16 protein-coding genes are annotated in these 23525 nt (G+C 74.4%); 15 read left to right on the forward strand and 1 reads right to left on the reverse strand.

Annotated elements, in window-relative coordinates:
- Positions 1-230: 230 nt before the first annotated feature.
- A complete protein-coding gene (locus ACNJ93_RS10370; RefSeq protein WP_418957083.1) occupies positions 231-3284 on the forward strand; it encodes a beta-N-acetylglucosaminidase domain-containing protein in 3054 nt (1017 codons plus the stop codon).
- Between the two features lie 87 nt (positions 3285-3371).
- On the opposite strand, the gene ACNJ93_RS10375 is transcribed toward ACNJ93_RS10370, so the two are convergent.
- Entirely contained in the window at positions 3372-3947 is a 576-nt protein-coding gene (locus tag ACNJ93_RS10375; protein ID WP_418957084.1) for an HNH endonuclease, read from the reverse strand.
- Between the two features lie 246 nt (positions 3948-4193).
- Between ACNJ93_RS10375 and ACNJ93_RS10380 the strand changes: the two genes are divergently transcribed.
- From ACNJ93_RS10380 to ACNJ93_RS10445, 14 genes are all read left to right on the forward strand, one after another.
- A complete protein-coding gene (locus ACNJ93_RS10380; RefSeq protein ID WP_418957085.1) occupies positions 4194-5231 on the forward strand; it encodes a mechanosensitive ion channel family protein in 1038 nt (345 codons plus the stop codon).
- A 347-nt stretch (positions 5232-5578) separates the two neighbouring features.
- The gene (locus tag ACNJ93_RS10385; RefSeq protein ID WP_418957086.1) at positions 5579-7672 is read left to right on the forward strand and encodes a PrsW family intramembrane metalloprotease; all 2094 of its coding nucleotides are present in this window, start codon (positions 5579-5581) and stop codon (positions 7670-7672) included.
- Between the two features lie 11 nt (positions 7673-7683).
- Positions 7684-8205: a hypothetical protein gene (locus tag ACNJ93_RS10390; protein WP_418957087.1), complete on the forward strand. Its 522-nt coding sequence runs from the start codon at positions 7684-7686 to the stop codon at positions 8203-8205.
- Between the two features lie 79 nt (positions 8206-8284).
- Positions 8285-9493 carry an ROK family transcriptional regulator gene (locus tag ACNJ93_RS10395; RefSeq protein WP_418957088.1) on the forward strand — a complete coding sequence of 403 codons (1209 nt, stop codon included), beginning with the start codon at positions 8285-8287 and terminating at the stop codon, positions 9491-9493.
- Between the two features lie 61 nt (positions 9494-9554).
- The gene (locus ACNJ93_RS10400; RefSeq protein WP_418957089.1) at positions 9555-10904 is read left to right on the forward strand and encodes an ABC transporter substrate-binding protein; all 1350 of its coding nucleotides are present in this window, start codon (positions 9555-9557) and stop codon (positions 10902-10904) included.
- Positions 10905-10911: 7 nt separating this feature from the next.
- The gene (locus tag ACNJ93_RS10405) at positions 10912-11865 is read left to right on the forward strand and encodes a carbohydrate ABC transporter permease (RefSeq protein WP_418957090.1); all 954 of its coding nucleotides are present in this window, start codon (positions 10912-10914) and stop codon (positions 11863-11865) included.
- Positions 11862-12770, forward strand: coding sequence for a carbohydrate ABC transporter permease (locus ACNJ93_RS10410; RefSeq protein WP_418957091.1), 909 nt, complete (start codon positions 11862-11864; stop codon positions 12768-12770). Before ACNJ93_RS10405 ends, ACNJ93_RS10410 begins: the two co-directional genes overlap by 4 nt.
- Positions 12771-12780: 10 nt before the next feature.
- The gene (locus tag ACNJ93_RS10415) at positions 12781-14046 is read left to right on the forward strand and encodes a 6-phospho-beta-glucosidase (RefSeq protein ID WP_418957092.1); all 1266 of its coding nucleotides are present in this window, start codon (positions 12781-12783) and stop codon (positions 14044-14046) included.
- Positions 14037-15020 (forward strand): N-acetylglucosamine kinase, encoded by a 984-nt coding sequence (locus ACNJ93_RS10420; RefSeq protein ID WP_418957093.1) that lies wholly within the window; start codon positions 14037-14039, stop codon positions 15018-15020. The genes ACNJ93_RS10415 and ACNJ93_RS10420 overlap by 10 nt, the downstream gene beginning before the upstream one ends.
- Before the next feature lie 164 nt (positions 15021-15184).
- Positions 15185-16609 carry a hypothetical protein gene (locus ACNJ93_RS10425; RefSeq protein ID WP_418957094.1) on the forward strand — a complete coding sequence of 475 codons (1425 nt, stop codon included), beginning with the start codon at positions 15185-15187 and terminating at the stop codon, positions 16607-16609.
- A 92-nt stretch (positions 16610-16701) separates the two neighbouring features.
- Positions 16702-17670, forward strand: a complete 969-nt coding sequence (locus ACNJ93_RS10430) for a glutamate ABC transporter substrate-binding protein (protein WP_418961362.1) — start codon at positions 16702-16704, stop codon at positions 17668-17670.
- 74 nt (positions 17671-17744) lie between these two features.
- A complete protein-coding gene (locus ACNJ93_RS10435) occupies positions 17745-19007 on the forward strand; it encodes a hypothetical protein (RefSeq protein WP_418957095.1) in 1263 nt (420 codons plus the stop codon).
- A gap of 416 nt (positions 19008-19423) precedes the next feature.
- A complete protein-coding gene (locus tag ACNJ93_RS10440) occupies positions 19424-21868 on the forward strand; it encodes a tetratricopeptide repeat protein (protein ID WP_418961363.1) in 2445 nt (814 codons plus the stop codon).
- Complete coding sequence (locus ACNJ93_RS10445) at positions 21868-23523, forward strand: protein phosphatase 2C domain-containing protein (protein ID WP_418957096.1); 1656 nt, start codon at positions 21868-21870, stop codon at positions 23521-23523. The genes ACNJ93_RS10440 and ACNJ93_RS10445 overlap by 1 nt, the downstream gene beginning before the upstream one ends.
- The last annotated feature ends 2 nt before the right edge of the window (positions 23524-23525 follow it).

A 23525-nucleotide genomic window follows, 5' to 3' on the forward strand; every position in this document is an offset into this window, starting at 1 on the left:
GGGCTCGGGGCGGACACAGCGGGTGCGGCGGGGCGTCGCCGCGGGGCGCCGCGTGACGCCGGTCACCCTCCGTTGTACCCGCGGAACGGGGCGTACGGACGCCACCCCGCCGGGCAAAAACGACAGTTCGGCCGGCTGCATTGACACCCTCGCCGGCCGGGTGGTGGGCTCGTAACCCGCTCGTGATGTTCGGGCGGGACACGAGTGAGGTGCGTCGAGGGGAGAAAGGCGTGCACCTGGGGCGCGGCAGGCGGACGGCGACGGCGGTCGCGGCCGCCGTCATCGGCGGACTCCTCGGCGGCCCCGCGGGCCCCGCGCAGGCCGCCCCGGTCTCCCCCGTGGCCACCCCGGACGCACCGGACACGCAGAGCCCCGGCATCCCCCCGGTCTGGCCCCGCCCCCAGTCGCTCGCCGCGGCCGGCGCGCCGGTGCCCCTGGGGACCGAGGCGACGCTGCTCGTGGACGCGGACGCCGATCCGTACGCGGTGGCGGCGCTGCGCGAGGTGCTGCGCGCGGCCGGCGTGCGCACCCTCGCCACCGGACTTCCCGGCCGGGGCCCGGTGTTCCGGCTCGGCGGACCCGGCGGCGCGGGGACCTCGGGAGCGACGGAAGCACTGCGGGCGCTGCGCGCCCCCGAGCGCGCCGATCTGCCCCGGGGCGGCTACCGACTGGCGACCGGCCGCCACCAGGGACGCGACACGGTCGCCCTCGACGGCGTCGGCCCGGACGGCCTGTTCCACGCCGTGCAGACACTGCGCCAGCTGGTGGTGCGGCAGGCCAAGGGCTCCGTGATCTCCGGCGTCCAGGTGCGGGACTGGCCCGGCTCGGCCGTCCGCGGCATGACCGAGGGCTTCTACGGCCGGCCCTGGACCCTCGAACAGCGCCTCGCGCAGGTCGAGTTCCTCGGCCGCACCAAGCAGAACCGCTACCTCTACGCCCCCGGCGACGACCCGTACCGGCAGGTCCTGTGGCGCGAGCCGTACCCGGCCGCCGAGCGCACCGCCTTCCGCGCCCTGGCCGCACGCGCCCGCGCCCACCACGTCACCCTCGCCTGGGCGGTCGCGCCGGCGCAGTCCATGTGTCTCGCCTCCGACGAGGACGTCCGTGCGCTGAACCGCAAGATCGACGCGATGTGGGCGCTCGGGGTGCGCGCCTTCCAGCTGCAGTTCCAGGACGTCAGCTACAGCGAGTGGCACTGCGACCGGGACGCGGACACCTTCGGCCGGGGTCCGGAGGCGGCCGCCGAGGCGCACGCCCGGGTCGCGGGCGCCGTCGCCCGGCACCTCGCCGAACGGCACCCGGACGCCGTGCCGTTGACGCTGATGCCGACCGAGTACTACCAGGACGGCGCCACCGCCTACCGCACGGCGCTCGCCGCCCGGCTCGACCCGCGGGTGCAGGTGGCGTGGACGGGCGTCGGCGTGGTGCCCCGCACCATCACCGGCCGCGAACTGGCGGGCGCCCGGGACGCGTTCCGGCACCCGCTGGTCACCATGGACAACTACCCGGTCAACGACTACGCGCAGGACCGGCTGTTCCTCGGCCCGCACACCGGCCGCGAACCGGCCGTGGCCGCCGGCTCCGCCGCCTTCCTGGCCAACGCCATGGAGCAGCCCGCCGCCTCCCGCATCCCGCTGTTCACCGCCGCCGACTACGCCTGGAACCCCAAGGGCTACCGCCCGCAGGAGTCCTGGCGGGCCGCCGTCGACGACCTGGCCGGCGGCGACCCGGAGGCGCGCGAGGCCCTGCGCGCGCTGGCCGGCAACGGGGCCTCCTCGCTCCTCGACCCGGGGGCCGAGTCCGCGTACCTCAAGCCGCTGATGGCGGCGTACTGGCGGGACCGCGCCGCCGCCGACCCGGCCGTGCGGGAGCGCGCGGCGCGTGAGCTGCGGGCCGCGTTCACCGTGATGCGCGAGGCGCCCGAGCGGCTCGGCGGCGCGGCCGGCGGGGTGCTCGACGACGAGGTGCGGCCCTGGCTGGAGCAGCTGTCGCGGTACGGGCTCGCCGGGGAGACCGCCGTCGACATGCTGCAGGCGCAGGCGCGCGGCGACGGCGCGGCCGCCTGGCAGGCGCAGCTGCGCCTGGAGCCGCTGCGCACGGCGGTGACGAAGAACCGGGCGACGGTCGGCCGGGGCGTCCTCGACCCGTTCCTGGCGCGGGCCGTGAAGGAGGCCGCGGCCTGGACCGGCGCGGACCGGGCCCGGACCGCGGCGGCGGCGTCGCCGGAGACCGACGCGTACACGGTGCGGCTGGACCGGCCGCGGCCGCTGGAGTCGCTGACCCTGATGACCGAGCCGGGCACGGGCGACGCGGCCCGGCTGGAGGCGCTGGTGCCCGGCGGGGGCTGGCGGGAGCTGGGCCCGGTGTCGCCGAGCGGCTGGACGCAGACCGACGCGAAGGGGCTGCGCGCCGAGGCGGTGCGGGTGGCGTGGACGGGCGGCGTGGCCCCGGTGATCCGCTCGCTGGTGCCGTGGTTCTCCGACGCGCCGCGCGCGGAGCTGGAGCTGGCCCGTACGGAGACCGACGCGGAGATCGGCGGCCCGGCGCAACGGCTGCAGGTGCGGCTGGTGGCGCAGCGGCCCGACGAGGTGCGCGGCACGCTGACGGCGCGTCCGCCCAAGGGCGTGACGGTCCGGCTGCCGAAGGAGATCCGGGTGCCGCGCGGCGCGGGCACGACGGTGCCGCTGGAGGTCCGGGTGGCCCCCGGCGCGGCGTCGGGCACGTACCTGGTGCCGGTGTCCTTCGCGGGCGAGGAGCGGGTGCTGACGGTACGGGCGTACCCGCGCACCGACGGCCCGGACCTGGCGCGGTCCGGCACGGCGTCGTCCTCGGGCGACGAGACGGAGGACTTCCCCGCCGCGTACGCCCTGGACGGCGACCCGGCGACCCGCTGGTCCTCGCCGGCGGAGGACGGGGCCTGGTGGCAGGTGGAGCTGGCGGAGCCGGCCCGGATCGGCCGGGTGGTGCTGCAGTGGCAGGACGCGCACGCGAGCCGGTACCGGGTGCAGGTCTCCGCGGACGGCCGCACCTGGCGGACCGCGGCGACCGTACGCGACGGGCGCGGCGGGCGCGAGTCGGTCCGGATGGACGCGCCGGACACCCGGTTCCTGCGGGTGCAGGGGGACGCGCGCGCGACGGAGTACGGGTACTCGCTGTGGTCGGTGGAGGCGTACGCGGTGGCGGAGGACCCGGCTCAGGAGCCTCCGGCTCCGGAGGGCACGCCGGAGGAGCCGCCGGCGCGGGAGGCCCGGGAGGGCCAGGACCCGGAGGCCCTGGACGAGTGACGGTGCGGGGGCGCCGCGCGGCGGTGACGGGCCGGGGCGCCGCGCGGCGGGCGGGCGCCCCGGGCCCCGTGCCCAGGCCCTGCTACGTCAAAGGCCCGGAGCCGAGACCGTGGCCGCCCCTTCACGGGGTGGGCTCACGGCGTCGATCCGGGCCATCGCGTCGTCCGCGCCGTACGGCTTGAGATACGGCAACCAGCGCGGGTCCCGGTGACCCGTGCCGATGATGCGCCAGGCCAGGCCGGTCGGCGGCGCGGGCTGGTGGCGCAGCCGCCAGCCCAGCTCGCGCAGGTGACGGTCGGCCTTGAGGTGGTTGCAGCGGCGGCAGGCGGCCACCACGTTGTCCCAGGCGTGCGTCCCGCCGCGGCTGCGCGGAACGACGTGGTCGACGCTGGTTGCGACGCCACCGCAGTACATGCAACGCCCGCCGTCGCGGGCGAAGAGGGCTCTGCGGGTCAAGGGAACGGGCCCCCGGTAGGGGACCCGCACGAACCGCTTCAGTCGGACCACACTCGGTGCGGGGACGACGCGGGTCTCGCTGTGCAGGAAGGCGCCGGACTCCTCCAGGCAGAGGGCCTTGTTCTCGAGGACGAGGACGAGCGCGCGGCGGAGCGGTACGACGCCGAGCGGCTCGTACGACGCGTTGAGGACCAGGACATGTGGCACGGATGCCTCCTATACGCCGGCGGCGCGTGGCTCGCGCCGGGACGATCTGCTCTCAGTTTCTCCTCATGCCTGGTCGCGGCGCCACCACGTACGGGTAACGGGCTGAGGGTGTTCTCGGCCACACGGAGGACGGGGCGCGGGATCGTGCGCGGGTGAGGTCGGTCTCTCCGGGGCTCGGGGCGGCCGGGGCGCGTCCGACGCCCCGTTAGTGTGGAGGGGCTGAACACGAAGCATGGAGGTCTTCACGTGTCCGACCCGACGCCCGCTACGGGCACCCTCGACGAGGCGGCCCAGAAGGCGAGCAACGCGGCGGGCTGGGTCGAGCAGAACTGGGCCGACTGGCTGAACACGGGCCTGCGCATTCTGCTGATCCTGGTGGTCGCGTTCCTGCTCCGGATGGCGGTCCGGCGAGCCCTGACGAAGCTGATAGAGCGGATGAACCGCTCGGCGCAGGCGGTGGAGGGCACGGCCCTCGGCGGTCTGCTGGTGAACGCGGAACGGCGCCGCCAGCGCTCGGAGGCGATCGGCTCGGTCCTGAAGTCCGTGACGTCGTTCCTGATCATGGGCACGGCCGGCCTGATGATCCTCGGCGCCTTCGACATCGACCTGGCGCCGCTGCTGGCCTCGGCCGGTGTGGCGGGCGTGGCGATCGGCTTCGGCGCGCGGAACCTGGTGACGGACTTCCTGTCCGGCGTATTCATGATCCTCGAGGACCAGTACGGCGTGGGCGACTCGGTCGACGCGGGCGTGGCGTCCGGCGAGGTCATCGAGGTGGGCCTGCGCGTGACGAAGCTGCGCGGGGTCGACGGCGAGATCTGGTACGTCCGCAACGGCGAGATCAAGCGGATCGGCAACCTGAGCCAGGGCTGGGCCACGGCGGGCGTGGACGTGACGGTCCGCCCGACGGAGGACCTGGACCGCATCAGCGGCATCGTGGCCGAGGTCGGCGCCTCGATGGCCAAGGACGAGCCGTGGAACGAGCGCCTGTGGGGCCCGGTGGAGGTCCTCGGCCTCACGGAGGTCCTGCTGGACTCGATGACGGTCCGCGTCTCCGCGAAGACGATGCCGGGCAAGGCCTTGGGCGTCGAACGCGAACTGCGCTGGCGCATCAAGCGCGCCCTGGACCAGGCCGGCATCCGCATCGTCGGCGGCATCCCGCCCCAGCCCGAGGAGTCGAAAGCGGACCCCACCGCCGGAATGTCCGCCCCCTCGGCCTTCGCCAGCACCACCTCCCCCCAGTCCGCCGCGGCCACCCCCCTGCCGAAGCCGGAACTGAACAAGTAGCGCGCCTGAGGCGTGCACGATGCCGCGCGCTCTGCGACCCTGGCCGGCCGGCTGACGGGCGGCGTGGCGCTGCTGTGCGGGCTGCTCCTGGCGGTCGTCGGGCTCGCGCTCGTCTTCGGCTGACCGGCGGCCCGGCCGCCCTGCGCCCACACGGAAGCACCCCGCCTGGCACTCCGGGATCGGGGCGCTTCAGCGTGCATCACGCATCCCGAATGCACAGGCTGCGCCTCGCCCACTTGACGATCTGCCGCAAACCCCGTTGCTGAAGCAGAGTCGAGCGCCATACGCTTTCGTTCGCTTTAGCGAATGCAATGTCGCTGCAGACTTCGGGGGCAGGGGTGGCGTTGATGATGGCGGCTGCGGCCGTCTGGGGTGTGCTGCAGTTGTTCGCCCTGTCGTGGCCGACGCGCACGGTCCGGCTGTCGACGGTGCTGCTGGCGATCGTTGTGGGCGTGTACGGGTGCGGCGTGGCGACGGCGCTGGTCCAGCTCGCGTACACGCGCTTCTACGCCGGCAGTTCCGGGCGGTCGTTGACGGAGGTGGCGGAGACCACGAGCTACGCCGTGGGGCCGTGGGTCGAGGAACTCGTCAAGGTGTCTCCCCTGTTGTTGGCCGGGTTGAGCCTCAAGGTCCGCCGGCAGTGGGGGCTGGCCGACTTCGTGGTGCTGGGCGGGGCGCTGGGCGCGGGGTTCGGGCTTCTGGAGTCGATGCTGCGCTACGGTCTGGACGCCGACCGCGCCCTCGTGCACGACGCCGGGGGCTGGGTCGTCCCGGACAGTCTCTTCCCGCCGTACATACCCGGGCCGGGCCAGGTGTTCACGGCGTGGTTCCCCGCACCGTCCGGGCAACTCCGGCTGATCGGCGGGGCGGTGGCGGAGACGTCCTCCCACCTGGTGTGGACGTCCGTCGTGGGTCTGGGCGTCGGATGGCTGTTCCGGACGCGGGGCTGGGTGCGGCTGCTGGGGGTGGTGCCGTTCGCGGCCGCCTCCGTGCACCACGCGGTGGGCAACTACGCCGCGCAGAATCCGGGCGAGCCGACGACCGGGTGGAGCGAGACGCTGGACGCTCATGCCTGGGTGGCGCCGCTCGTCGGCCTGGCGATCGCCGTGGCCGTCGACCTGCGCCGGCTCCACCGGGGCACACGCGCCGTGCCGGACGTGCTGCTCACCGCGGAGCGGGCCGATGGGGACTCCTTCGCCGCCCTCCTGCGCTACGCGGCCTGGCACCTGCCATGGAGCCTGGTCATCGCCCTGCGCTACGTGCGGTTACGCCGCTCCCTGCGGTACGCGGTCGCCGCGGGACCGCCTGAGGAAAGCGAGCAACTGCGCCGAGCGGTCGGGGACATCACGGCGCTGATGGATGCGTCCGACCACGCACAGGCCTGGCAGAGGGAGCACATCCGCGCGCGGCTGAAGGCGGCGCGGGCGCGGGCGGCCCGGCAGAAGTGGCTCTTCGTCGTCCCCTGCGTGCTCATGCTCCCGTCCCTGCTGTTCCTCGGCGTCGGCTCGTTCACCTCCACCGCCGCGCTTCAGGAGTTCTTCCGCACCGGCGCGGGCCCGAAGATCCTGCTGGGGTTCGGCGTCGGGGCAGTGGTGTGGATCGCCTGGCTGTCGGCAGTGCTGCTCCGCACCTGGCGGAGGGCGGCGGCTCAGCCCCTGGCCGAGCCGCTGGCCGTCCACCGCTTCCGTCTCGGTACGGCCCTGGGCGCGGCGGCGACCGGTGTGTTCCTCCTCTCCCGCGGCCTCGGCGACGCCGGCCCGGGCGGCGCGGCGATCTCCACGTCCTACCTGATCGATGCGCTCGACACCTTCCTCGTCCACCTCGGCTTCGCCCTCCTCCTGCTGTCCCTCGTCGCCCTGTTCCCGCCAGGGCTGGCCCTGGCCGGCGTCGGCACGGTCGGCGCGGCGATCACCGCCGAAGCGGCCCTCAACGCCGCCCTCCTCGGCACCGCAGGCGTCGTCCTCATGGCAGCCGGAGCGGAGGGGGCGAGCACGGGTGGCGCGGGAGGCGGCAAGGGAGAGGCGCCGCCCTGGCTGCGCGAGAAGTGGAGGAAGGGACGACAGTTCAACGAGGACAACTGGCCCCGCTACCCCGCCAACGAGGTCTATCTCGAGAACGGCAAGTACCTGGACTCGTACCGTCCGAAGAAGGAGATCGTGTCCCGCAAGGACACGCAGATATCCGAGATAAGTGAAGCCACCTTCAAGAAGTATCTGGGGGAATTCACGTCGAAGTACAAGAGGGGAACCAGGATTCCGGACACCGACAAGGCGCGCAGAGAATATCCACAGCTCATCGGGCAACGCCTCAGGGGAAACTACTATTTGGAAGTTCCCGTACAGAACAGTCCGGTACCCGAATGGGCGCTCAAGCAGGCAGCGGAGAGCCGCGTGATCATCAGGGACGTGAACGGCCTCGTCCACCGCATCCCGAAGGGATAGCCTGAGCAACCATGACCTGGATCTATTGCGAAGAGTGGAACGAACTCACCGAACGGCCCATGGGCCCGCTGACGGTCGCGGAGGCCCAGGCCCGTCACGTCGGCGGGGAGTTGTACACCGCAATCCTGTACACCGAGGACGAGCCGCACCCGGAGCTGCGGGTGGAGGTCCGGTGGGAGACGGATTACGCCGCCGTCATCTTCATGGACGAGCTGGCCCGCGACGCATTGGATTACACGTTCTCCGTCATCGACGGCTCGCTCTTCCTCGAAGAAGTGACGATCTACGACTACGGCGACGCGAAGGAGCGCGGGGGGTACGCCTCGGCCGAGCGGGTGGAGACCTACACGTTCGCTCCCGACGGCGTCGGCACTCGCACCGTCGACGTGGACGACGAGGTCACCGAGGAAAGCCGGGACGGGCTCGATGTCTCGCTGCACTGGGAGCCCGTGCCGGAGTTCGGGGCCTACGACTCTCTGATCCGGCGCGACCGCGACCGGCCCTGGGGTGCGGTGCGGCGCTCAGGGGGTTGACGACGGCATCCGTGCGGACTTACCTTCCCGGCAGCCTGGTAGGAAAGTTTCCTAACAGTGGTGGGAAGGGGGGCGCGGGATGAGTGGGGTCGTGCCGGGGACGCCGCGGGTGTTGCGGGCAATGAACGACCGGGCGGCGCTCGATCTGCTGCTGGAGCACGGGACGCTGTCCCGGACGCGGATCGGGAAGCTGACCGGGCTGTCGAAGCCGACCGCCTCGCAGCTCCTCGCGCGGCTCGAGGCCGCCGGGCTCGTCGTGGTCACGGGGGCCACCGAGGGGCGGCCGGGGCCCAGTGCGCAGCTCTACTCGCTGAACCCGCGCGCCGCGTACGCCGCCGGGCTCGACGTCAACCCGGAGCGGATCCTCGCCGCCGTCGCCGACGTGACGGGGGCCGTCGTCGGGGAGTTCGAGCTGCCCACCCCCGGGCGCGAGCGCCAGGACGTCGTCGGGCAGGTGCGCGCCGCGCTCGACGGGGCCGTCAAGGACGCTCGGATCGACGTGAGCGAGGTGCGGCGGCTCGTCATCGGGACGCCCGGGGCCTTCGACCCCGCCACCGGGCGGCTGCGGTACGCCTCGCACCTGCCGGGGTGGCATTCGCCCACGCTGCTCGACGAGCTGGCCGCCGCCCTCCCGATGCCGTTCGAGTACGAGAACGACGTCAACCTCGTCGCCGTCGCCGAGCAGCGCCTCGGCGCCGCCAAGGGCCACGGCGACTTCGTGCTGCTGTGGAACCAGGAGGGCCTCGGCGCCGCCCTCGTCCTCGGCGGCCGCCTGCACCGCGGCTTCACCGGCGGCGCCGGCGAGGTCGGTTTCCTGCCCGTGCCCGGCGCCCCGCTCGTCCGCGGCGTCACCAAGGCCAACAGCGGCGGCTACCAGGAGCTCGCCGGCGCCCAGACCGTCCCCGGGCTCGCCCGCGAGGCCGGCATCGACACGCCCGACCAGCCGTACGTCGCCACCGCCTCCGCCCTGCTCGCCACCGCCGCCGAACGGCACGGCACCGACCCCCGGTACGCCGCGCTGCTCGACGCGTACGCCGTCCGGCTCGCCACCGGGCTCGCCTCCCTCGTCGCCGTCCTCGACCCCGAGCTCGTCGTCCTGTCCGGCGAGGCCGTGGTCCCCGGCGGCGAGCCGCTGCGCGCCCGCGTCCAGGCCGAGCTGACCGAGCTCGCCGCCGCGCGGCCGACCCTCGTCCTGGCCTCCGTTCCCCGGCGGCCGGTCCTGCGCGGGGCGCTGGAGAGCGCCCTCGCCACCACCCGCGACGAAGTCTTCGACACCTCCCGCTCGTAACACCCCCAGGGCCGCACCCCCGTCCCCCTCCAGCCCCTCACCCGCCAAGGGAGCCTTCGCCATGCCCGCACGCGCACGTCACCGCACCCGCAGCAGCGCGCTCCTGCTCGCCGCGACCACCGCCACCGCCCTGCTCGCCTCGGCCTGCACCGGACAGGCCTCCGGCGGCGCCACCGACGATCCGAAGGCGAGGACCACGCTCACCTTCTGGCACGGCTGGTCCGCGCCCTCCGAGGTGAAGGCCGTCAACGACAACATCAAGCGGTTCGAGAAGGACCACCCCAACATCACCGTCAAGGTCGTCCCCAACGTCACCGACGACAAGATCCAGCAGGCCCTGCGCGCCGGCGGCTCCAACTCCCCCGACGTCGTCTCGTCCTTCACCACCGACAACGTCGGCAAGTTCTGCTCCTCCGGAGCCTTCGCCGATCTCAAGCCGTTCATCGAGAAGTCGAAGGTCGACCTGGCGAAGACCTTCCCCGAACCCCGCCTCGACTACACCGAGTTCGAGGGCAGGCGCTGCGCACTGCCGCTCCTCGGCGACGCCTACGGGCTCTACTACAACAAGGACGCCTTCAAGGCCGCCGGCATCACCGCACCGCCCCGCACCTGGAGCGAGTTCGACGCCGCCGCCGTCAAACTGACCAAGGCGAAGGGCGACTCGTACGAGCAGCTGGGCTTCATGCCCGTGTTCCACGGCTACGAGTCCACGCCCGGCCATCTCGTCGCCCAGTGGAGCCCGACGTACTTCGACGCGAACGGCAGGTCCAACATCGCCAAAGACCCGGCCTTCGCGAACATGTTCACCTGGCAGAAGAACCTGATCGCCAAGCTCGGCGGCTTCGCCAGGCTGGAGAAGTACCGCAACACCTTCGGCGACGAGTGGGGCGCCAAGCACCCCTTCCACACCGGCCAGGTCGCCATGCAGCTCGACGGCGAGTGGCGGCTCGGCATGGCCGTCGACGCCGAGCTGCCCTTCGAGATCGGCGTGGCCCCGCTGCCCGTCCCGGACGACCAGGCCGCCGACTACGGCAAGGGCTACCTGTCCGGCACGATCGTCGGCATCGCCGCCACCAGCAAGAAGCAGAACGCCGCCTGGGAGCTGGTGAAGTACATGACCACCGACACCGACGCGGTGGTGAACTTCGCCAACGAGCTGCGCAACGTGCCCTCCACCCACGAGGCCCTCGCCTCCCCGAAGCTCAAGCTGGACCCGCGGTTCAAGGTCTTCCTCGACATCGCCCGGCACCCGAAGTCCAACACCACCCCGGCGTCCGTCAACGGCGGCGTGTACCAGGTGACGCTGCAGGAGTTCGGCTACCTCTACGAGTCCGGCAAGGAGCGCGATCTGAAGGCCGGCCTCGAACGGACCGCGCGGCAGATCGACACGGACATCGAGAAGGCCAAGTAGGCGCCGCATGACCGCCGCTCACACCCTGCGGGCGAAGCGCCGGCGCTCGTCGCTCCGTACCACGGCGTTCCTGTCGCCCTGGCTGGTGGGGTTCAGCGTGTTCTTCGCGTACCCGCTGGTCTCCACCGTGTACTTCTCCTTCACGGCGTACGACGGCTTCCGGCCCCCCGTCTTCAACGGCCTGGAGAACTGGAGCTACGTCTTCACCGACCACCCGGCCTTCTGGCCCGCCATGCGCAACACGCTGTGGCTGGTCGTGGTGATGGTCGCCTGCCGGGTCGTGTTCGGCCTCGGCGTCGGGCTGCTCGTCACCAAGCTCCGGACCGGCACGAACGTCTTCCGTACGCTCTTCTACCTGCCGTACCTCGCGCCGCCCGTGGCCGCGACGCTCGCCTTCGTGTTCCTGCTCAACCCCGGCACCGGCCCGGTCAACGCGCTCCTCGCGGAGGCGGGCCTGCCGGCGCCGGGCTGGTTCACGGACCCCGCCTGGTCCAAGCCGGCGCTGACCGCGCTCGCGGTCTGGGGCGTCGGGGACCTGATGGTGATCTTCATGGCGGCGCTGCTCGACGTGCCGAAGGAGCAGTACGAGGCGGCCGAGCTGGACGGGGCGTCGGCGTGGCAGCGGTTCCGGTACGTGACCCTGCCGAACATCTCCCCGATCGTGCTGTTCGCCGTGGTCACCGGCGTGATCCAGACCATGCAGTACTACACCCAGCCGCTGGTGGCCGGGAAGGTCGCCTCCGGCGTCATCGGCAACAGCGGCCAGCAGTTCGAGCCGGGGTACCCGGAGAAGTCCACGCTGACCCTGCCCCAGCTCGTCTACAACCTGGGCTTCCAGCGCTTCGACTACGGGGCGGCGTGCGTGCTCGCCCTCGTCCTGTTCGCCCTCGCGATGGCCTTCACCGCGCTGCTGATGCGGCGGCGCGGCGGGCTGATCCAGGCAGGTGACCCGACCTCATGACCGCCGTGACCGAGAAGCGAGCCGCCCCGGCCGCGCCCGGCGCCCCGGCCGGCCCCACCGCGCCCGTACGCGCCGCCCGCCGGCGTGCGCTGCTGCACTGGATCGGCGTGCACGCGCTCGGCGTCGCGGCCGCGCTGTTCTTCGTGCTGCCGTTCGTCTTCGTGCTGCTGACCTCGCTGATGAGCGACCAGCAGGCGCTCACCCGCGACCTGGTCCCGGACACGTGGGTGTGGAGCAACTACACCCGGGTCCTGGAGACTCCGGGTTTCCTCACGTGGTGGCGCAACACCCTGCTGTACGCGGGGCTGGGCACCGTCCTGACGCTGCTGTCCTCACTGCCCGTCGCGTACGCGCTCGCCAAGTTCCGCTTCCGGGGGCAGCGCCTCGCGCTGATGCTGGTCGTCGCCACGATGATGCTGCCGCCGCAGGTCGTCGTGATCCCCATGTACCTGTTCTGGGCGAAGCAGATGGACCTGTCCGGGACGCTGTGGCCGCTGATCGTCCCGCTGGCGTTCGGCGACGCGTTCTCGATCTTCCTGCTGCGGCAGTTCCTGCTGACGATCCCGGACGAGTACATCGAGGCGGCCCGGCTGGACGGCTGCGGCGAACTGCGCACCCTGCTGCGGGTCGTGGTGCCGATGGCGAAGCCGGGCCTGGCCGCGGTGGCCCTCTTCCAGTTCTTCTTCTGCTGGAACGACTACTTCGGGCCGCAGATCTACGCCTCGGAGAACCCGGCCGCCTGGACGCTCAGTTACGGCCTGGAGTCCTTCAAGGGCGCGCACCACACCGACTGGAACCTGACCATGGCCGCGACCGTGCTGGTCATGGCCCCCGTGATCCTCGTGTTCTTCTTCGCGCAGAAGGCGTTCGTCGAGGGAGTCACACTCACCGGAGTGAAGGGCTGAATCGAAGACCATGAAGCTGGCTGTCGTGGGGGGCGGCTCGACGTACACCCCCGAACTGATCGACGGTTTCGCGCGGTTGCGCGACACCCTGCCCCTCACCGAACTCGTGCTGATCGACCCGGCCGCCGAGCGGCTGGACCTCGTCGGCGGGCTCGCCCGCCGGATCTTCGCCAGGCAGGGCCACGCGGGCCGCGTCGTCACCACCTCCGACCTCGACGCCGGCGTCGAGGGGGCGGACGCGGTGCTGCTCCAGCTGCGCGTGGGCGGGCAGGCGGCCCGCGAGCAGGACGAGACCTGGCCGCTGGAGTGCGGCTGCGTGGGGCAGGAGACCACCGGCGCGGGCGGTCTCGCCAAGGCGCTGCGGACCGTGCCGGTCGTCCTGGACATCGCCGAACGGGTCCGGCGGGCCAGCCCGCAGGCGTGGATCATCGACTTCACCAACCCGGTCGGGATCGTCACCCGCGCGCTGCTGCGGGCCGGGCACCGGGCGGTCGGGCTGTGCAACGTGGCGATCGGCTTCCAGCGGAAGTTCGCCCGCCTGCTGGGCGTCGCGCCGGGCGAGGTGCACCTCGACCACGTCGGGCTCAACCACCTGACCTGGGAGACCGGGGTGCGCCTGGGCGGGCCCGAGGGCGAGGACGTGCTGCCCCGGCTGCTCGCCGAGCACGGCGAGGCCGTCGCCGAGGACCTGCGGATGCCGCGGGAGCTGGTGGACCGGCTCGGCGTCGTCCCCTCGTACTACCTGCGCTACTTCTACCTGCACGACGAGGTCGTCGGGGAGCTGCGGCGCAAGCCCTCGCGGGCCGCGGAGGTCGCGGCGATGGAGCGGGAGCTGCTGGCGATGTACGGGGACCCGGCGCTGGACGAGAAGCCGGCGCTGCTCGCCCGGCGCGGCGGGGCGTACTACTCCGAGGCCGCGGTCGACCTGGCGGCCGGCCTGCTGGGCGGCGGGGGTTCGCCGTACCAGGTGGTGAACACGTACAACCGCGGCACGCTGCCGTTCCTGCCGGACGACGCGGTGATCGAGGTCCAGGCGGCCGTCGGCGCGAACGGGGCGACGCCGCTGCCGGTCGCGCCGCTGGACCCGCTGTACGCCGGACTGGTCGCGCACACCACGGCGTACGAGCACCTCGCCCTGGAGGCGGCTCTGAAGGGCGGCCGGGAGCGGGTCTTCCGGGCGCTGCTCGCGCACCCGCTGGTCGGGCAGTACGAGCAGGCCGAGGGGCTCACCGACCGGCTGATCGCGCACAACCGGGAGCACCTCACGTGGGCCTGAACCCCGCCGTGCTGGCGATCGACGCGGGCAACAGCAAGACGGACGTGGCGCTGGTCGGCGCGGACGGCGCGGTGCTCGGCACGGCGCGCGGCGGCGGCTTCCAGCCGCCGGTCGTCGGCGTCGAGGCGGCCGTGGACGTCCTGGCGGACGCGGTCGCCCGGGCGGCCGGGGAGGCGGGGCTCGGCGGACCGCCGTACGCCGCGCACGTCTCGGCGTGCCTGGCGAACGCGGATCTGCCCGTCGAGGAGGCGGAGTTGACGGCCGCGCTCGAGCGGCGCGGCTGGGCCGCGGCGACGGAGGTCCGCAACGACACCTTCGCGCTGCTGCGGGCCGGGGTGGACGAGCCGCGGGGCGTGGCCGTGGTGTGCGGGGCGGGCATCAACTGCGTCGGCATGCTGCCGGACGGCCGGACCGCCCGCTTCCCGGCGATCGGCCGGATCTCCGGGGACTGGGGCGGCGGGGGCGGCCTGGCGGAGGAGGCGCTGTGGTTCGCCGCCCGTGCGGAGGACGGGCGCGGGGAGCGCACGGAGCTGGCGCGGGCGCTGCCCGCGCACTTCGGGCTGCCGACGATGTACGCGCTGATCGAGGCGCTCCACCTGGGGCGGGTCCCGGCGGCCCGCCGCCACGAACTGACCCCGGTGCTCTTCGAGGTGGCGCGCGGGGGCGACCCGATCGCGCGCGGCCTGGTCGACCGGCTGGCGGACGAGGTGGTGGCCCTGGCGACGGTCGCGCTGCGCCGGCTGGACCTGCTGGGCGAGGAGGTCCCGGTCGTCCTGGGCGGCAGCGTCCTGGCGGCCCGGCATCCGGACCTGGACGCCCGGATCGCCGAACTCCTCGCGCAGCGGGCCCCGAAGGCCGAGGTCCGCGTCGTCACCGACCCCCCGGTCGTCGGCGCGGCCCTCCTGGGCCTGGACCGCGCCGCCGCCTCCCCGGCCGCGGCGACCCGCCTGCGGGGGTGGTACGCGGCGCGATAGCGGAACGACTCCGCACGGGGACGGGGAACCGGTTGCGGTCAGCTGTCGTGTTTTCCTAGGGGGCACGATAGGAACAAGATCGAGTCATTACCGGTGTGCGGGTCGGCCACTGCGGCCATACTGCTGGCCGGGGGGCCGAAGTCGGCGACCGAGGGGGAGGTCACGTGACGTACCCGCCGAACGCGCACACCGCGCCGGCGCCGGGGCTGGAGCAGCCCCGGCCGCCCGCCGTGCCCGCACAGGCGGCGCCCGCAGGGCCGCCGCCCGAGGGGCCGGAACGGCCCGCGGGGGCCTGGGCGGAGGCCCGCGCCGTGCTGCGCCGCGCGGCGACCACCGAGCCGGGCCGGCTGCAGATCATCGGCGCCGTCCTCGCCGTGCTGGTCGTGGCGTTCGGCGCGGTCACCGCGTACGAGATATCCGCCCGCGCCGCCTCCGCCGACGACGTCGTCAGCCGCAGCCAGCCGCTGAGCGCCGACGCCGCGAGCATCTACCGCTCCCTCGCCGACGCCGACACCGCCGCCGCCAGCGGCTTCCTGGCCGGCGCGACGGAGCCCGCCGACGTCCGCCGGCGGTACGCGGAGGACATCGCCACCGCGTCGCGCCTGCTGGTGAAGGCCGCGGCGCACACCGAGGGCTCCGCGGAGTCGACCCGCGAGATCACCACGCTCGGCGAGCATCTGCCGCGCTACACGGGCCTGATCGAACGCGCCCGCGCCGCGAACCGCCAGGGCCTGCCGCTGGGCGGCGCGTACCTGCGCTACGCGAACCAGACGATGACCACCCAGCTGCTGCCCGCCGCCGAGCGGCTGTACGCGGCCGAGACCGCGCGGCTGCGCGCCGACGACGAGGAGGCGCGGGCGCTGCCGTACCTCTCGTTCGCCCTGGGCCTCGTCGCGCTCGCCGCGCTCGCCGCCGTGCAGCGCCGCACCTACCTGCGCACCAACCGGGTGCTGAACCACGGACTGCTCGCGGCCACGGCCGCCTCCGTCGTCGGCCTGCTGTGGCTGGTCGCCGGGCACACCGTCGCCCGCGCCGAGCTGGACAACGCCCGGGAGCACGGCCAGAGTTCGCTGGAGGTGCTCACCGCGGCCCGGATCAACTCCCTGAAGGCGCGCGCGAACGAGAACCTGACGCTGGTCGCGCGCGGCGCGGTGCTCACCGACGACGGCAAGAACGACAAGTACGAGACCGAGCACGCCGCCGGCATGAAGGAGCTGACCGCCGCGCTCGCGCGGGCCCGTGAGCTCGCCGACGACGACGCCGGCCGCGCGCCCGTGGACGAGGCGGCGCAGCGCGTCGCCGACTGGAAGGAGCGCCACTCCGGCGCCCGGGCGACCGACGACGCCGGCGACTACGAGGGCGCGCTGAAGCGCGTGATCGGCCCGGACGAGTCGACCGGCCGGTCCTTCGACCAGGTCGACGCGGCCCTGAAGCGGGCGCTGGACCACGAGCAGGCGGAGTTCACCCGGTCCGCGTCGGACGGCCGGGACGCGCTGACCGCGCTCCCCCTCGGCGCGGGCGTGCTGGCCGTGCTCGGCGCGGTGGGGGCCATCATGGGCATCAACCGCAGACTGTCGGAGTACCGGTGAGAGGGGGAAGGTTGACGGACGTCACGGAGCGCGGGCGACGGGCGGCGGCCCGGATCGCCGGCCGGCTCAGGGGCTGGGGCGGGGTCGGCGCGATGGCCGTCGCCTGCGGCGCGACCGCGGCGCTCACCCTCGGCCCGCTGGCCCACTCGGGCGCCGCGGACCGCGCGGCTCCCGCGGTCACGGGGCCGGGCATCGGCTCGGGCGTGCAGGTGAGGGCCGAGGACTCCTGCCGCGACCCGGAGGCCTCGCTCGGCCCGTCGTCCGCCGACGGCCCGGCCGTCGCCGCGATCAAGGCGCGCGGCCGGCTGGTCGTGGGCGTCGACCAGAGCAGCTACCGGTGGGGCTACCGCAACCCGACGAGCCGCACCCTGGAGGGCTTCGACATCGATCTGGCCCGCGCCATCGCGAAGGACCTGCTGGGCAGCGAGGACCTCATCGTCTTCCGCACGATCCCGACCAACCAGCGGATCGCCGCCCTGGAGAGCGGCAAGGTCGACCTGGTGGTCCGCACGATGACCATCAACTGCAAGCGGATCCGGCAGGTCGCCTTCTCCACCGCGTACTTCCAGGCCGGACAGCAGGTGCTCGCGCCGAAGACCTCGGCCGTCACCGGCTACGACGCCTCGCTCGACGGCAAGCGGGTCTGCACGGCCGAGGGTTCGACCGCGTACGAGGCGCTGGAGCGGAAGTCGTTCGGCGCGGTCTACAAGGACCGGGGCGACGGCGGGCCGGCCGACGAGGACCGGCTGACCGTGCCCAACCAGCTGGACTGCCTGGCCCGGCTGCAGATGGGCGAGGTCGACGCGGTGGTCACCGACAACGCGCTGGCGGCCGGCCAGGCCGCGCAGGACCCGGCGGTCGAGCTCAAGGGCCGCCCGTTCACCACCGAGTACTACGGGGTGGCCGCCCGGCTCGGCAACGACGACCTGGTGCGCCGGGTCAACCAGGTGCTGGTGCAGTACCGGCAGAGCGGCGCGTGGACGCGGGCGTACGAGAAGTGGCTGAAGGCGGACCTGCCCGGCATCGTCGGTCCGCCGGCGCCGAAGTACCGGGACGGCTGAGCCGGCCGGGGGCACGGCCGGGGCGAGAACGCCCACGGAGTCGACAGGTGACGGCGAGAGCGGAGAGGTGATCGATGGGCGTCGCGGGACCTCCTGGTCCGGTGATGGACCGGGACGAGGTGGACCGTGCGCTGGCGCGGCTCGGCGCGGAGCACAAGGCGATCGAGGACTCGCTCCTCGCGCTGCAGGACCACGCCGGCCGGCGGCTGCTCGAAGGCGCCCGGCTGACGGGGACCACGCAGGAGCGGTGGAGCGCCGCCGAGCGGACGATCACGCTGCTGTGGACGTACTTCGACGCGTACACCGCCGCCCTGCACGAGACCCGTGAGCTGCGGGCCCGCCGGCGCTGGCCCGGGCACGAGGACCTGGTCGCGCTGACCGAGCGGCTGCGCGGCGAGAGCGTGGCGGTCGGCGGCGGGGCGGCACTGAGCGAACGGTTCACGCTGCAGGGCCTGGTGGACCGGATGAACGAGCTGTACGCGGGCTCCCTGGACATGGTCGTCGCCGCGGACGCGGTCTGGTCGGCGCTGCCCGCGCGGATAGACCTGCTCGCCGCCGAGCTGGGGCGCACCCGGTCGCTGGCGCACTCGGTGGGGGTGCGTCCCGGGGAGCATCCGGCGGGCGACGAGCTGGAGGCGATCACGGCCGAGCTGGCCGCGCTGCGCGAGCAGGTGGTGTCCGATCCGCTGGCCTTCTGGCAGCCGGCCCGCGGCAGTTCGGCGCCCGGCGGCGGCCGGCCGGACACCGAGCGGTACGACCGGGCGGCGCGGGCCCTGGAGGACGTGCGCCGGGAGATCGAGGCGGTGCTCGCGGTCCGGCAGGACTCCGAGGAGCGGCTGCTGCGGCTGCGGGACGTGCTGTCCCGGGCGGACCGGACGCTGGCGGAGGCGCGGGCGGCACGCGGCGAGGTGCTCGCGAAGATCGCCGCCTCGGAGGTGCCGGCGGTCAGCGGGCCGCCGACGGTGCTGCAGGAGCGCCTGGCCATGGCGGCGGAGTACCGCAGGCACGCGCAGTGGCACCGGCTGTCGCCGCTCCTGGAGGCCCTGGAGCGGGAGGCCGAGGACGAACTGGAGCGCGCCCGGGCGTCGTTGACGGCGGTGACCGCGCCGCTCGCGGTCCGCGCGGAACTGCGCGGCCGCCTCGACGCGTACAAGGCGAAGGTGGCCCGGCTCGGCTGGGCGGAGGACCCGCTGCTGGTGGAGCGGTACGACGCGGCCCGCCGGATGCTGTGGAGCGCGCCCTGCGACCTGCGGGTCGCCGAGCAGGCGGTGCTCCGCTACCAGCAGGCGGCGGCGGAGGCCCTGACCGGGCCCGGGGACGCGAGGGGGACACGGTGAGCGAGGCCGGGACGAACGGGGGCGGGGTGCCGACGGGCGGGACCTACGGGACGGGCGCGGTGAACGGCGGTGCGGTGAACGGCGGCGCGGTGAACGGTCCGCACAGCCGGGCGACCAACCAGTCGGGGCGGCGCGGCGGTTCCGCCGGGCAGGCGGCCGGGACGGGCTGTCTGCGGGGGGGCTGCGGCGGCGCGTACGAGGACATGGGCGGCGGCGAACTGTACTGCGACACCTGCGGCCTGGCCCCGGCCGTCGCGCCCGCCACCGGGGCGACGGCGCAGCCGGCCGCCGCTCCGGAGCCCGCGCCGACGGCGGCCGCCGCAGGGACCGGGGCCGGGACCGCCGCCGGGACCGGAGCCTCGGGCTTCGCCGGGGCGGGCTGCCAGCGGCCCGGCTGCGGCGGCGCGTACGAGGACATGGGCGGCGGCGAACTGTACTGCGACACCTGCGGTCTCGCGCCCGTCGTCGCGCCCGCCGGTCTGCTGCAGTCCACGCCGACCGGGGTGGCCGTCGCCGGCAAGGGCTCGTCGAGCAGTTCCCGCTCCTCCTCGCGCTCCTCCGCGCCGTCCGCGCGCTCCTCCCGCTCCTCCACCTCGCGCCGCTCCGTCTCCGGCCGGCTCTCCCGCTCCCTGTCCGGGGCGAGCACCGCCCGCTCGGTCTCGGTGCGCAGCTCCGGCTCGTCCTCCGCGCAGTCCGGCCGGAACCGGCTGGGCGCGGGCCTGGTCGCGATCCCGGAGGTGCCGCGCCCCGACCCGCGTTCGGCGGTGATGGCGAACCCGGAGGTCCCGGAGCGGAAGCGGTTCTGCTCGCGCTCCGACTGCGGCGCCCCGGTGGGCCGGGCGCGCGGCGACCGGCCCGGCCGCACGGAGGGCTTCTGCACCAAGTGCGGCCACCCGTACTCGTTCGTGCCGAAGCTGCGCACCGGCGACGTGGTGCACGGCCAGTACGAGGTGGCGGGCTGCCTCGCGCACGGCGGCCTCGGCTGGATCTACCTCGCCGTGGACCGCGCGGTCTCGGACCGCTGGGTGGTGCTCAAGGGCCTGCTCGACACGGGCGACCAGGACGCGATGGCGGCCGCGATATCGGAGCGGCGCTTCCTCGCCGAGATCGAGCACTCCAACATCGTCCGGATCTACAACTTCGTCGAGCACCTCGATCAGCGCACCGGCTCCCTCGACGGCTACATCGTCATGGAGTACGTCGGCGGCAAGTCGCTCAAGGAGATCGCCAACGCCCGCCGCGGCCCGGACGGCCGGCGCGATCCGCTGCCGGTCGAGCAGGCCTGCGCGTACGGGATCGAGGCGCTGGAGGCGCTCGGCCACCTGCACAGCCGCAACCTGCTGTACTGCGACTTCAAGGTCGACAACGCCATCCAGACCGAGGACCAGCTCAAGCTCATCGACATGGGCGCGGTGCGCCGCATGGACGACGACGAGTCGGCGATCTACGGCACGGTCGGCTACCAGGCCCCGGAGGTCGCCGAGCTCGGCCCGTCGGTCGCCAGCGACCTGTACACGGTGGCCCGGACGCTCGCGGTGCTGACCTTCGACTTCCAGGGCTACACGAACGTCTTCGTGGACTCGCTGCCGGACCCCGAGCACATCGAGGTCTTCCGGACGTACGAGTCGTTCTACCGCTTCCTGGTACGGGCGACCGACCCGGACCCGGCGCGCCGGTTCGCCTCGGCGCAGGAGATGGCGGAGCAGCTGACGGGCGTGCTGCGGGAGGTCGTGGCGCTTCAGTCGGGCCGCCCGCGGCCGGCGCTGTCGACGCTGTTCGGCGCGGAGCTGCGGGTGACGGACACGGAGCTGTTCGCCCAGGCGGCGGGCGACGTGTCTGCGCTCGGCACCCGCGCGGTGCCGGGCGGGTGGCTGGGCCTGTTCGGCGGCGGCGCGCGGGGGTCCGGCGCGCAGGCACCGGCGGCCCCCGCTCCGTACCTGGCGCCGCTCGACGTACGGGCCACCGCGCTGGCCCTGCCGGTGCCGCGGGTGGACCCGGGCGACCCGAACGCCGGTTTCCTGGCGGGTCTGATGGCCGCCGCGCCGGCCGAGCTGATCACCGCGCTGGCCGCCGCGCCCGCGCCCTCCCCGGAACTGCGGCTGCGCGAGCTGCGGGCGTACCTGGAGATGGGCGACCTCGGGCAGGCGGGCCGGGCGCTCGCGGCCCTGGAGGAGCAGCACCCGGACGACTGGCGGGTGGTCTGGTACCGGGGCGTGGTGGCCCTGGCGACCCGCGACGACGAGAACGCGGCGCTCTCCTTCGACGCGGTGTACGACGCCTTCCCCGGCGAGCCGGCGCCGAAGCTGGCGCTCGCGGTCTGCGCGGAGGTGCTGGGCCAGCTCGACAACGCGGCGGAGTACTACCGCCTGGTGTGGACGACCGACCCGTCGTACGTGAGTGCGGCGTTCGGTCTCGCGCGGGTGCAGCTCGCGGCCGGGGACCGGGCGGGCGCGGTGCGGACGCTGGAGTCCGTGCCGGAGGCGTCCATCCACTACACGGCGGCGCGGGTCGCGGCGGTACGGGCCCGGCTGCGCCGGCGCGCCCCGCAGGACCCGCTCGCGGACGACCTGACGGCGGCCGCGGCGCAGGTCTCGGCGCTGCAGGGCCTCGGTCTCGACGCGGTGCGCCGGGAGCGGTTGTCGACGGAGGTCCTCGGGACGGCGCTGGACTGGGTACTCTCCGGTAGTCCCGGGGCGCCTCCCGGCCGGACGCTGCTGCTCGGCAGCGAACTGGACGAGCGGGGACTGCGCTTCGGACTGGAACGCTCGTACCGGGTGCTCGCCCGGCTCGCTCAGCGGGGCGAGGAGAGGATCGAACTGGTGGAGCGGGCGAACCGCCTCCGCCCCCGGACGTGGGTGTGATGATGAACGACCGGAAACCCGGGCACCGGCTCGCCGCGTGCCCCGCCTGTGCGGAGCCGCTGGATCCGACTGATCGTTTCTGCGGTGCCTGCGGGCATGCGCTGACGGCGGCGGAGCCGGCCGAGGACCGCCCCACGATCGCCCTGGCCGCGGAGCCCCCGGCGGCCGCCGCGGAGCCCCCGGTGCCCTGGCCGGCGCCGGCCCCGCGCGATCTGTCCACCCAGACCCAGCACCCGGGCGACCTGCCGTCCGTCCCGGCGTCGTCGGGCCCGGCGGCCCAGGCTCCGGCCGCGCAGGCACCGGCGTCGTCAGGCCCGGCCGCCCAGGCCCCGGCGTCGTCGGCACCGGCGGCCCAGGCCCCGGCCGCCCAGGTCCCGGCGTCGTCGGGCCCGGCCGCGCAGGCCCCGGCCGGGCAGGCGTCCGCCGCGTCGCAGGTGCCGGCCGCCGCCGCTCAAGGAGGCGTCCGGGGCGGGCAGGCCGTCGCCGAGGACGTCTCCGCAGCGGCGGCCGGCCCGGCCGCCGGCATTCCCGCGCCGCACGGCCCCGCCGAACCCGCCGCCCCCGCGCCCGAGGCCCCCGCCGCGCCCGCCGGGGCCGAGCCCTGGCCGTCGGCCGGGGCCGGCGAGGCGCTGCGCCACGACGCGCCGGCAGCGGCAGGCGGCGAGGGCGCGGGCGACTACGAGCTGGCCGCGCCCGATCCGCGAGTCGCGGCGGCCGCGCAGGCCAAGGTGTGCGTGGCCTGCCGGGCGGGCCGCGTCGACGACGACGGCTACTGCGAGAACTGCGGGCACGCGCAGCCCCGGGAGCGGGACCACATGGAGCGGGAGCTCGACCGGGTGGCCGCGGTCAGCGACCGCGGGCTGCGCCACCACCGCAACGAGGACGCGTTCGCCGTGTCGTCGACCGCGCTGCCCGACGGCTCCCCCGCCACCGTCGCGATCGTCTGCGACGGGGTGTCCTCCGCGACCCGCCCCGACGACGCCTCGGCCGCCGCCGCGCAGGCCGCGAACGCGTCGCTGCTCGCCGCGCTGCCCCGGGGCACCCACCCCCAGCAGGCCATGACGGAGGCGATCGTGGCCGCGGCGGACGCGGTCAACGCCCTGGCGCAGGAGCCCGGTTCGGCCCGCGACCACGACCCTCACCGCAACGCGCCCGCCTGCACCATCGTCGGCTCGGTCGTGGCGGGCGGACTGCTCGTGGTCGGCTGGGTCGGCGACAGCCGCGCGTACTGGGTGCCGGACGACCGCTCCGCCCCGCCCGCCCGGCTGACCGAGGACGACTCCTGGGCCGCCCAGATGGTCGCCGCGGGCCTGATGAACGAGGCCGAGGCGTACGCCGACGAGCGCGCCCACGCGATCACCGGCTGGCTCGGCGCCGACGCGTACGAACTGGAGCCGCACACGGCCGCGTTCAAGCCGGACCGCCCCGGAGTGGTCGTGGTCTGCACGGACGGCCTGTGGAACTACGCGGAGGGCGCGGAGGAGATGGCCCGCGTGGTGCCGCCGGACGCCTCCGGCCGCCCGCTGCACGGGGCGCGGGTGCTCGTCGGCCACGCCCTGGACGGCGGCGGCCACGACAACGTAACAGTGGCGCTGCTGCCGTTCGCCGTGCCGCAGGAGGGGGCAGGATCTCCCACCGGCGGCCCGGCCGCGTGAGA

It is taken from the genome of Streptomyces tritici (assembly GCF_048500665.1).
Lineage (GTDB): Bacteria > Actinomycetota > Actinomycetes > Streptomycetales > Streptomycetaceae > Streptomyces > Streptomyces tritici.